This is a genomic window from uncultured Polaribacter sp., from assembly GCF_947503875.1.
Classification (GTDB): domain Bacteria; phylum Bacteroidota; class Bacteroidia; order Flavobacteriales; family Flavobacteriaceae; genus Polaribacter.
Genome location: NZ_CANNFH010000001.1, coordinates 246,188 through 257,117, shown reverse-complemented (window position 1 = coordinate 257,117; position 10,930 = coordinate 246,188). Strand labels below are relative to the sequence as shown.

Genomic DNA, 10,930 nt, shown 5'->3' with positions numbered 1-10,930 from the left:
TTCTTTTTGTGTACATTTAGCCTACCAAATCAACCAAAAATGAAAAAATTTTTATCTTTAATTGCTCTTTCTTTGTATTTAGTTTCCTGTAACACAAATCAACCAAAACTAACCAAAACAGGGCTTACTAAAGAAGAAAAAATAGACTCTACAAACATTAAAACCTTATTTAATAGCGCTTTAACTCAAGGCAGATCTTATGAATGGTTAAGAGATCTTACACAAAATATTGGTGGTAGATTATCTGGTTCTCCAGAAGCTGCAAAAGCAGTTATTTGGGGAGAAAAACTAATGCAAGAAGTTGGCTTAGATTCTGTTTGGTTGCAACCTGTTATGGTACCTCACTGGATTCGTGGTGAAAAAGAAATAGCTACTTATACTACAAATGGAACACAAAAAAACGTACCTATTTATGCTTTAGGCTTTTCTATTCCAACTCCTAATACAGGTATTTTAGCAGAAGTTATAGAAGTAAAAAGCATAGCAGAAGCAGAAGCTTTAGGAGAAAAAGTAAAGGGTAAAATTGTCTTTTTCAACAGACCTTTTGATGATACTTTAATAAACACATTTAGCGCTTATGGTGGCTGTGTAGACCAAAGAGTAAATGGCGCAAAAGTTGGCGGTTTATATGGCGCTAAAGGTGTAATTGTGCGCTCTATGACCAATTCAATAGACGATTACCCTCATACAGGAACAATGTCTTATGCAGATTTACCTGTGGAAAAACACATACCTGCAGCTGCAATAAGTAGTAAAGCTGCAAATATTTTAAGTGACGATTTAAAAAAAGATCCAAACTTAAAATTTTACTTCAAACAAAGTTGTAAAACATTACCAGACGCACCTTCTTTTAATGTTGTTGGTGAAATTAAAGGTGCTGAAACACCAGAAAATATTTTTGTTGTTGGCGGCCATTTAGATTCTTGGGATTTGGGCGAAGGCGCACATGATGATGGTACAGGTGTTGTGCAATCTTTGGAAGTTGCTTATCTCTTCAAAAAAAATAATATCAAACCAAAAAATACCATTAGAATTGTATTTTTTATGAATGAAGAAAACGGAACTAGAGGTGCTAAAAAATATGCAGAATTGGCAAAACTAAATAAAGAAAACCATATTGGAGGTCTAGAATCTGATGCTGGTGGACATACGCCTAGAGGTTTTTCTATTGATGCAAATACAGCCAACACCAAGTTATTACAAAGCTGGAAAAAATTACTTGCTCCTTATGGCTTGCATGATTTAGACAAAGGTGGTTCTGGTGCAGATATTTCTCCACTAAAAGCAGAAAACGTTACTTTGGTTGGTTATAGACCAGATTCTCAACGTTATTTCGATTACCATCATACAAGCAGAGATACTTTTGATAAAGTAAATAAAAGAGAATTAGAATTAGGTAGTGCTTCTATGGCAAGCTTAGTGTATTTAATGGATAAATACCTATACCACAATACACAAGTAAAACCATAAAATGCAAGATTTATCCTTATTATTAAGAATACTATTCAACTTTATTTTCTGCTTTGCAGGAATAATGCACATTATAAAACCTAAATTTTTTAAGAATTTTATACCAGAATTTTTACCCAAATTAGCAGTAAATTATGTTTTTGGTATTGTTGAATTTTTACTTGGTTTGGGTTTATTTTTTACAGATACTGTAAAAATAGCAGCAATAGGTATTTTAGTTTTACTTACTATTTTTTTACCAATACATATTTGGGATGCTACAAAAATTAAACCTGCTATTGGTAGTAAACCTATAGCCTATGTAAGAATTCCAATGCAATTTTTATTAATGTATGGTGCATATATTATTTACTTACATGCTTAAAATAAAACTTTAAAAATGAAAAATACAATTCTATTCTCCCTGCTTTTTATCTTTCTAATTTCTTGTAAAAAAGAAATGGTAGATTTAATTGTAATCAATTCAAACAGTTACACTGTTAATTCTAATTTTTCTAAAGCTGCAGCTTTTGCTGTAAAGGATGGTAAGTTTATTGCAGTTGGCAAAAATGAAGAAATTACAGGAAAATACCATTCTGAAAATGTTTTAGACGCCCAAAACAAAACTATAATCCCTGGTTTAATAGATGCACATTGTCATTTTTACAGATTAGGTTTACAACAGCAAAAAGTTTCTTTAGAAGGTACAAAGAGTTATAATGAAGTTCTAGAGAAGTTAGTTGCCTTTCAAAAAGAAAAAAACACGAATTTTATTACGGGTCGTGGTTGGGATCAAAACGATTGGGAAGTAAAAGAATTTCCAACAAAAGAAAAATTAGACAGTTTATTTCCAACAATTCCTGTGGCCATTACAAGAGTTGACGGCCATGCTTTATTGGTAAACCAAGCAGCATTAGATTTATCTGGTATTACAAAAGATACCAAAGTTTCTGGTGGAGAAATTATCGTCAAAGACGGAAAAATGACAGGTGTTTTAATAGATGCTGCAATGGACTTTATAAAGTTACCAAAAACTAGCAAAAAAGAGGCAATACAAGGTTTATTAGACGCACAAAAAATTAGTTTTTCTTACGGTTTGACCACTGTTGATGATGCTGGTTTAGACCAACCAACAATAGAATTAATAGATAGTTTGCAACAAACTGGCGATTTAAAAATGCGTATTTATGCCATGGTTTCTGGTGATAAACAAGCTCAAATTGACTACTATATTAAAAAAGGGATTTATAAAACAGATTATTTAAATGTACGCTCTTTTAAAGTTTATGGTGATGGAGCTTTAGGCTCAAGAGGTGCTGCAATGCGAAAATCGTATTCAGATAGAGCAAATCATTTTGGTGCTTTAATATTTCCTCCAGAAAGATATCGTGAAATTGCAAAACAAATTGCTGCTTCAGATTTTCAAATGAACACACATGCCATTGGCGATTCTGCAAATACTTGGATGTTAAAAACATATAAAGAAGTTTTAAAAAATGTAAAAAATAGGCGTTGGAGAATTGAACACGCACAGATTATTTCTAAAAACGATTTCAAAAATTTTGATAATATTTTACCTTCAGTTCAACCCACACACGCTACTTCAGATATGTATTGGGCAGAAAAGAGAGTTGGTAAAGACAGAATAAAAGGAGCCTATGCATTTAAAGATTTACTAAATCAATATGGTAAAATTGCTCTAGGTACAGATTTTCCTGTAGAACAGGTAAATCCGTTTTTAACTTTTTATGCAGCTACAATTCGTAAAGATTTAGACAATTATCCTAAAAACGGTTATCAAACAGAAAATGCATTATCTAGAAAACAAACTTTAAAAGGGATGACTATTTGGGCTGCTTATGCTAATTTTGAAGAAGATGAAAAAGGCTCTATTGAGGTTGGTAAATTTGCGGATTTTGTGATTTTAAATCAAGACATTATGGAGGTTGAGGGTAGTAAAATACCAGAAACCCAAGTATCTCAAACTTATTTAAACGGTAGTAAGGTTTATTAAAATATTTTCTAATTACATTTGTAATAAATACTCAAATCAAAATGAAAAATTATCTAATTTTATTTTTATCAATCGCACTGTTTTCGTCTTGTTTGTCTAACGAAGACGATAAAATAGTCGCAGAAACTGAAACAGATATTATAGCATACATAGAAAACAACAACTTAGAAGCTACCAAAACAGCATCTGGTTTATATTATGCAGTTACTAAAGAAGGCACAGGACAAAGCCCTGTTCCTACTTCTAATGTTATTGTGAGCATTAAAGGTTCATTTTTAGACGGGACTGTTTTTAGTGAAAGTAGCGCTAGTGGTAATCCTGTAAGATTAAGGGATCAAATTTTTGGTCTAATAGAAGGTTTACAACTTTTTAAGGAAGGTGGAGAAGGCACCTTACTAGTTCCTACAGAACTTGCGTTTAATGATGGAAAAGTTTTAATTTTAGAAATAAAATTGATAGACGTAATAGATAACGAAGCAGATATCTTAGAATACATTGCTACTAATAATATAGATGCTGAAAAAACAGCATCTGGCTTGTATTATGTAATAAATAAAGAAGGTAATGGAGAACGTCCTAGCAGGAATTCTTCGGTAACAGTAGCCTACAAAGGTTATTTATTAGATGGTACTGTTTTTGACCAAAGTGATGCAGCAGGAATTACTTTTAATCTTAATTCAGTAATACCTGGTTGGACAGAAGGAATACAGTTATTTAAAGAAGGTGGAGAAAGCACTTTAATTATCCCAAATGAATTAGGGTATGGAATTACAGGAAGACCACCCTCTATTCCTGGAGGTGCTGTTCTAATTTTTGATATAAATTTAATTAAAGTAAATTAAGACATAAAACAGCTATCTAAAAAGTGTTTTCTGTCTATCATTTCCACTTTATTGAGAAATCTAAATTGTAAAATTTTTACTGAATAGATTTTTCGGCTCCATTTTATTTCGCTCAAAATGACAAACTTTAGTACTTTTTAGATAGCCTCTTTCTTTTAAGCTATTATTGGTTTAATAAAATCATCTATTTTATCAATACCATTTTGCCCTAAATTTTTAATAAAGGCAGAACCTATAATTGCACCATTTGCGTAATTACAAGCTGTAGTAAATGTTTGTTTATCAGAAATACCAAAACCAACAATTAATTTACTTTGCAAGTTCATATTTTTAATTCGATCAAAATATGCAATTTGTTGATTAGAAATCTCTCCCTTTGCACCTGTAATTGAAGAAGAGGCTACTACATAAATAAAAGCATCTGTATAACTGTCTATTTTTCGAATTCTTTCTTCTTCTGTATTGGGTGTAATTAAAAACACATTGGTTAAGCCATATTTATCAAACAAAGCTTTGTAATGATTTTCAAATTCTACCATTGGTAAATCGGGTAAAATTAAAGTGTCAATACCACATTCTACCACTTTCTGACAAAATTTATCTTCACCATATTTAAGCATTTGGTTTAAATACCCCATTAAAACCAAAGGTGTTTTATTGGCATCTTTAATAGTCATTAACTGCTGAAAAACAATATCTAAATTGATACCATTTTCTAAAGCTTTCTGGCTACTGTCTTGTATTGTTGGTCCATCTGCCAAAGGATCCGAATAAGGTAAACCAACCTCAATAAAATCTACACCACTTTTTTCTAAGGATTGAATAACGGTTGCTGTATCCTCTAAGGCAGGATAACCACAGGTAAAATATATAGATAAAAGATTTTTATCTTTTTGCTGAAATAATTGCTGAATTGAATTCATTTTATTTGGTTGTTGGTTTTTGGTTTATAGTTGTTGGTTTTTTGTATTAAACTTTCAACTTTAAAACTTTTACTCTTCCTTTAAATGCTTAATAAACGTTTCTAAATCTTTATCTCCTCTACCTGATAAATTAATAACTACCACTTGGTCTTTTTTCAAATCCATTTTTGGTAAAACAGCTAAAGCGTGAGCGGTTTCTAAAGCAGGAATAATTCCTTCTATTTTAGTCAATTCGTAAGCAGCTGTTAAGGCTTCTTTATCTGTTGCATTCATAAATTTAGCACGTTTGCTTTCATATAAAAATGCATGTAAAGGTCCTACTCCAGGATAATCTAATCCTGCAGAAATAGAATACGGTTCTACAATTTGCCCATATTCATCTTGCATTAAAATAGTTTTAGAACCATGAATAATACCAACTTCACCCAATTGAGATGTTGCTGCACTTTCACCAGAATCCACTCCTAAACCAGCAGCTTCTACTGCAATTAACTCAACATCTTCATCATCTAAATAATGATAAAAAGCACCAGCAGCATTAGAACCTCCACCAACGCAAGCAATAATGGTATCTGGATTCTCTTTCCCTGTTTTTTCTTTTAATTGCCACTTCATTTCTTCAGAAATAATAGCTTGTAACCTAGCAACCATATCTGGATGTGGTGCTGGCCCAACAACAGAACCAATTAAATAAAATGTTTCAGGATTCTGAATCCAGTATCTTATGGCCTCATTTGTGGCATCTTTTAAGGTTTTAGAACCAGAAGTTGCAGGTACTATAGTTGCACCTAACATTTTCATACGCGCAACATTTGGCGCTTGTCTTACAATGTCTTTTTCGCCCATAAAAACTGTACAATCTAAACCCATTAAAGCACAAACGGTAGCTGTTGCTACACCATGTTGTCCTGCACCTGTTTCTGCCAAAATTTTAGTTTTACCCAATTTTTTAGCAATTAGAATCTGTCCAATAGTATTGTTGACTTTATGCGCTCCAGTATGGCATAAATCTTCTCGTTTTAAATAGATATGTCCACCATATTTTTCAGACAAACTTTTTGCCAAATACAAAGGGGTTGGTCTGCCTACAAAATCTTTTAGCAATGCTTTGTATTCTTTTTGAAATTCTTCAGATTCTATAATCTGAATATAATTATCTGCCAATTCTTTTACATTAGGATGCAGTAATTCTGGAATAAATGCACCTCCAAATTGACCGAAATAACCGTTTTCGTCTGGTTGAAATTTTGATTTCATATTTTTATAATATTAGTTTGTCATTTCGACTTTATGGAGAAATCTAATCAATAACTTAATTACAGATTTTTCGACTTCATTTCATTTCGCTCAAAATGACATTTTCACTAAACTTTTTTAATTCTTGAATATTCTTAACTCCTGGTTTACTTTCAAATTTACTATTTACATCTAACGCGTAAATTGGTAAATTAGAGTTTAGCACTATTTTTAACTGTTCTAAATCATCTAAACCAATACCTCCGCTTAAAAAGAATGGTTTTTCATAAGGATAATTTTCTAAAACTGTCCAATCAAATTTAGTTCCATTTCCGCCTCTTTCTTTTCCTTTGGTGTCAAATAAAAAGAAATCTACAACCTCTAAATAAGGCTGTAAAATATCAAAATTAAAAGTATCTTTTATTCCGAACACTTTTATAATTTCAACATCATTTCTAGCAATGTAATGTTGATTTTTCTTCTTTTTAATTGATTTATTTTCTTCAATATATAAAGCTCTATTCTCAGCTAATTGTTTTTTTAGTTCAATTACATACTCAACAGATTCATCTCCGTGCAATTGTATAACTTCTAAACGATATTCTTCTACCAAAGAAATTACAATTTCTATATGCTCATTTACAAAAACACCTGTTTTCTTAATAGCATTTGGCAATTCTGGAATAATTCCTTCAAAATTACGTTTTGATTTTTCATAGAAAATAAAACCCAAATAATCGGGTTGCAAATCTGCAACTTGCTGCATATTTTCTGTGTATTTCATTCCGCAAACTTTCAACTTCATAGTATGGCTTTTTTCCAATTATTTAATTTTTCTCTAAACGAAAATCTTGTATTTGCTGGACTTGTAGACAAAACAGTTTCATAAATAATTCCTTCAATTTTAGTAAAATGTTTCTCATATAAATCATGAGCTTTTTGTCCGTTAAAAATTACCTGTTTTACTGATGGATACATTTCAACAATTTCGTTTATCGGGTTTGGAACTTCATTCTTTACATTCTGAGCTCCAGGTCTAACGCGTTCTCCAAACTGACAAATGTCCCAAATTGCAATATGATTTCGTTTTAAAACATCTATTCTTTCTGCATAATTTTTACTATAAACTTCTTCTGTTAACTCGTAAATAATTTTCCAAAATGCATTTCCATTATTTGCATAATATTCTTCTTTCCTTAACTCCATATTACCTGGCTTGGTTCCTATAATAAAAACAGTAGGATTTCTAGGTAAAATAGGATCTAAAGAAACTCTTTCCATTATCTAATTTGATCTATAAATTCTTGGCAAGCTTCTCCAGGGTTTTCTGTTTTCATAAAGTTTTCTCCAATTAAAAAACCTTGAAAACCAAATTCTTTTAAACCTGTAATAATTTTTGGATCAGAAATGCCACTTTCTGAAACTTTTAAACAGGTATCTGGAATTTGATTTGCCAACTTAATGGAATGTTCTAAATCTACTTCGAAAGTCTTTAAATTTCTGTTATTAATTCCGATAATCTTGTTATCTAAATCGTTAATTTTATCTAATTCTTCTTGCGTATGCACTTCATATAAAACTTCCATACCTAAGTCTAATGCTAAGTTTCCGTAGTTTTTAAGTTCTGCGGATGTTAAGCAAGATGCAATTAATAAAATAGCATCTGCACCAATAGCTTTTGCTTCTACAATTTGAAAACCATCTACAATAAAATCTTTTCTTAAGATTGGTTTTTGTTGATTGATAACTCTAGCTTCCATTAAATCTGCCATTGTACCTCCAAAAAAAGAAGTATCTGTTAAAATAGATTGTGCAGATACGTTTGCATCTAAATATCCATTAGTTACCTCTGCAATGGTTGCTTTATCGTTAATAATTCCTTTAGAAGGCGACTGACGCTTATATTCTGCAATAATTCCTGTAGAACCTACTTCTAACAAAGATTTCTTTAAAGAAAATGCAGTTCTACCAAAACTTGGGCTTTTTACCAATTTCTGAACAGGAATTTCTGCTTTTATTTTAGCAATTTCCTTCTTTTTAAATGCGATTATTTTATCTAAAATTGTCATTTGTATTCTAATTTGTCATTGCGAGGTACGAAGCAATCTTATATTTAATTTAAAGATTCCTTCAATCGTTCCTCTTTCGGAATGACATTATTTATTTATTATTTTATTTCTATATCTTATAAAAAAGTAAACTATAATTCCTACAATTAAACCAATAATAGTCTGCTTTATGGGCTCTTTTGTTTGTATACCAATTGCAGTTCCTATTAAAAGGAAAGCTGGAATAATTAAAATTAAATTTTTCTTCTTTTTTGTCATTATTTGTTTTTCAAAACTCACAGGTTTTAAAAACCTAAAGGGTCTTGTACTTTTTATAAACTCACTAACCTCTCTAAGGTTTGTTTTGCCTTCAAACCAAAAAGCGAATCTTTAGCTTCTGCAAAAGCAGTTTCAAAAGATTTTGTTTCATCTACAATTGTTAAAGCAAAAGCGGCATTTGTTAACACTACATTATTTTGTGCTTCTGTACCTTTTCCTTCTAAAATTGATTTAAATATTTTAGCAGCATCTGCAACAGAAGTTCCTCCAAATATTTCTGATTGCTGAATTCTTTTTTGCCCTAAATCTTCTGGGTTTATAATTTGCTCTCCGTTTTTAGTGAATAGTTTAAATCCGCTAGTTAAAGAAATTTCATCATAACCATCTAAGGCATGAATAATTCCGTAATTGATATTTTCTTCTTGTAAAATATAATTGTACAAACGTGCAATTTCTAAATTAAAGGTACCTAACATGTGGTTTTTTGGTGAACTTGGGTTTACCAAAGGCCCTAACATATTAAAAAAAGTTTTCAACTTTAACGCTTTTCTTGTTGGGCTAACAGCTTTCATGGCAGGATGAAATTTTGGCGCATGTAAAAAACAAATATTTGCTTTTTCTAAATGTTCTTTTAAAACACTTTCATCGTTTGTAAAATTGTACCCAAAACTTTCTAACATATCAGATGAACCCGATTGTGAAGAAACTGAATAGTTACCATGTTTGGCAACTTTTTGTCCTGTTCCTGCAACAATAAATGATGTTAAAGTAGATATATTAAACGTATCTTTTCCATCTCCTCCAGTACCTACAATATCTATAGTATTATAATCTGAAAAATCTACTTTTATGGCCAATTCTTTTAATGCATTTCTAAAACCAGAAAGTTCATCTACAGTAATTGGACGCATCATAAAAACCGTCATAAATGACGCTAAATGGGCATCATTGTATTTTTCTGCAGCAATATCTTTTAAGATTTGTGTTGCCTCAGATTTGGATAATCTTTCGTGGTTGTATAATTTGTTTAAAATTGCTTTCATTGTCCCCTTTTAATTTCCCTATTTCGACTTCGCTCAATACAAGCTCCAAGGAAAACACTCTTATGTTAATTTTATACTCTCTGTTTTTGCTTTTTTCTGAATTTGCTATTACCCACTTTTATCGCAAACTTGCTAGTTCCTTCCCTTTGGGAAGGTTAGGATGGGCTTGCGTTTTTTATAAAATTCGTAACCAACTGCTCACCAACATCTGTTAAAATAGATTCTGGGTGAAATTGTACCGCAGAAATATTATACGCAACATGTTCTATAGCTTGTATTAATCCGTCTTCGTCTCTTGCTGTTACTTTTAGTTGGTTTGGAAAACCTTTATCTGTTGCTGCCCAAGAGTGATAACGTGCTGCCAAAAATGTTTCTGGAACATCTTTAAAAATCACTGCATTTTCATCTGAGACCTTCATTTCTGTGGCAACTCCATGAAAAACTTCATCTAAATTAATAATTTCTCCACCAAAAACTTCTGTAATTGCTTGCAAACCTAAACAAACGCCAAAGATTGGTTTTTTACCTGCATAGGTTTTGATTACCTCTTTTAAAATTCCGGCTTCGTCTGGAATTCCTGGTCCTGGAGACAACATAATGATATCGTAATTACCAACGGCTTCTATACTAATTTCATCGTTTCTAAAAACTGCGGGAAAATTTCCTGTAATTTTTTCTACCATGTGTACCAAATTGTAGGTAAACGAATCGTAATTGTCTAATATTAATATTTTCATTTTTTTGTTGTGTAATCGTTTAATTGTGGATTTGTGTAATTGTTGGTTTCCTTAAATTTTTAAAAATCTTAAAAGCAATAAAAAATAGTAATATAACATTTAAAATCCACCAAAAATAAAATCCTATATACGCTATTTTTTGACCTGTAGTCATACTTTCTAAACTCCAATATTCACCTAAACTTTCATCATAAAAATCTTCATATGATAAAATTACAAATCCTATAATTATATAAACAATTAAATCAATTAAGATAAATAGTATTCCTAAAATGATATTTTTAATTGTAAATATTTTTTTCATATCTCAATATGCGTTAGGGATTGAACGACCTGTTTGAGCTCTTTTTTCTTTTTCA

12 protein-coding genes are annotated in these 10,930 nt (G+C 31.1%); 4 read left to right on the top strand and 8 right to left on the bottom strand.

The window, feature by feature from the left end:
* Window positions 1–39 precede the first annotated feature (39 nt).
* Genes Q0684_RS01110 through Q0684_RS01095 form a run of 4 tightly spaced genes read left to right on the top strand, consistent with a single transcriptional unit; the run spans window position 40 to window position 4,305 of the window.
* Window positions 40–1,470 (top strand): M20/M25/M40 family metallo-hydrolase, encoded by a 1,431-nt coding sequence (locus Q0684_RS01110; RefSeq protein WP_299012202.1) that lies wholly within the window; start codon window positions 40–42, stop codon window positions 1,468–1,470.
* Between the two features lies 1 nt (window position 1,471).
* Window positions 1,472–1,834 carry a MauE/DoxX family redox-associated membrane protein gene (locus tag Q0684_RS01105; RefSeq protein ID WP_299012201.1) on the top strand — a complete coding sequence of 121 codons (363 nt, stop codon included), beginning with the start codon at window positions 1,472–1,474 and terminating at the stop codon, window positions 1,832–1,834.
* Window positions 1,835–1,849: 15 nt separating this feature from the next.
* Complete coding sequence (locus Q0684_RS01100; RefSeq protein WP_299012200.1) at window positions 1,850–3,463, top strand: amidohydrolase; 1,614 nt, start codon at window positions 1,850–1,852, stop codon at window positions 3,461–3,463.
* Window positions 3,464–3,504: 41 nt separating this feature from the next.
* Window positions 3,505–4,305 (top strand): FKBP-type peptidyl-prolyl cis-trans isomerase, encoded by an 801-nt coding sequence (locus Q0684_RS01095; RefSeq protein WP_299012199.1) that lies wholly within the window; start codon window positions 3,505–3,507, stop codon window positions 4,303–4,305.
* A gap of 155 nt (window positions 4,306–4,460) precedes the next feature.
* On the opposite strand, the gene trpA is transcribed toward Q0684_RS01095, so the two are convergent.
* From trpA to Q0684_RS01055, 8 genes are all read right to left on the bottom strand, one after another.
* Window positions 4,461–5,228, bottom strand: coding sequence for a tryptophan synthase subunit alpha (gene trpA / locus Q0684_RS01090; protein ID WP_299012198.1), 768 nt, complete (start codon window positions 5,226–5,228; stop codon window positions 4,461–4,463).
* A 69-nt stretch (window positions 5,229–5,297) separates the two neighbouring features.
* The gene (trpB, locus tag Q0684_RS01085; RefSeq protein ID WP_299012197.1) at window positions 5,298–6,485 is read right to left on the bottom strand and encodes a tryptophan synthase subunit beta; all 1,188 of its coding nucleotides are present in this window, start codon (window positions 6,483–6,485) and stop codon (window positions 5,298–5,300) included.
* Between the two features lie 76 nt (window positions 6,486–6,561).
* Window positions 6,562–7,248, bottom strand: coding sequence for a phosphoribosylanthranilate isomerase (locus Q0684_RS01080; RefSeq protein ID WP_299012196.1), 687 nt, complete (start codon window positions 7,246–7,248; stop codon window positions 6,562–6,564).
* 17 nt (window positions 7,249–7,265) lie between these two features.
* Window positions 7,266–7,745 (bottom strand): DNA-deoxyinosine glycosylase, encoded by a 480-nt coding sequence (locus Q0684_RS01075; RefSeq protein ID WP_299012195.1) that lies wholly within the window; start codon window positions 7,743–7,745, stop codon window positions 7,266–7,268.
* Window positions 7,745–8,533 (bottom strand): indole-3-glycerol phosphate synthase TrpC, encoded by a 789-nt coding sequence (trpC, locus tag Q0684_RS01070; protein WP_299012194.1) that lies wholly within the window; start codon window positions 8,531–8,533, stop codon window positions 7,745–7,747. Before trpC ends, Q0684_RS01075 begins: the two co-directional genes overlap by 1 nt.
* A 311-nt stretch (window positions 8,534–8,844) precedes the next feature.
* Window positions 8,845–9,834: an anthranilate phosphoribosyltransferase gene (gene trpD, locus Q0684_RS01065; protein WP_299012193.1), complete on the bottom strand. Its 990-nt coding sequence runs from the start codon at window positions 9,832–9,834 to the stop codon at window positions 8,845–8,847.
* Between the two features lie 155 nt (window positions 9,835–9,989).
* Window positions 9,990–10,571 (bottom strand): aminodeoxychorismate/anthranilate synthase component II, encoded by a 582-nt coding sequence (locus Q0684_RS01060; RefSeq protein WP_299012192.1) that lies wholly within the window; start codon window positions 10,569–10,571, stop codon window positions 9,990–9,992.
* Between the two features lie 19 nt (window positions 10,572–10,590).
* Window positions 10,591–10,875 carry a hypothetical protein gene (locus tag Q0684_RS01055; protein WP_299012191.1) on the bottom strand — a complete coding sequence of 95 codons (285 nt, stop codon included), beginning with the start codon at window positions 10,873–10,875 and terminating at the stop codon, window positions 10,591–10,593.
* Window positions 10,876–10,930 lie beyond the last annotated feature (55 nt).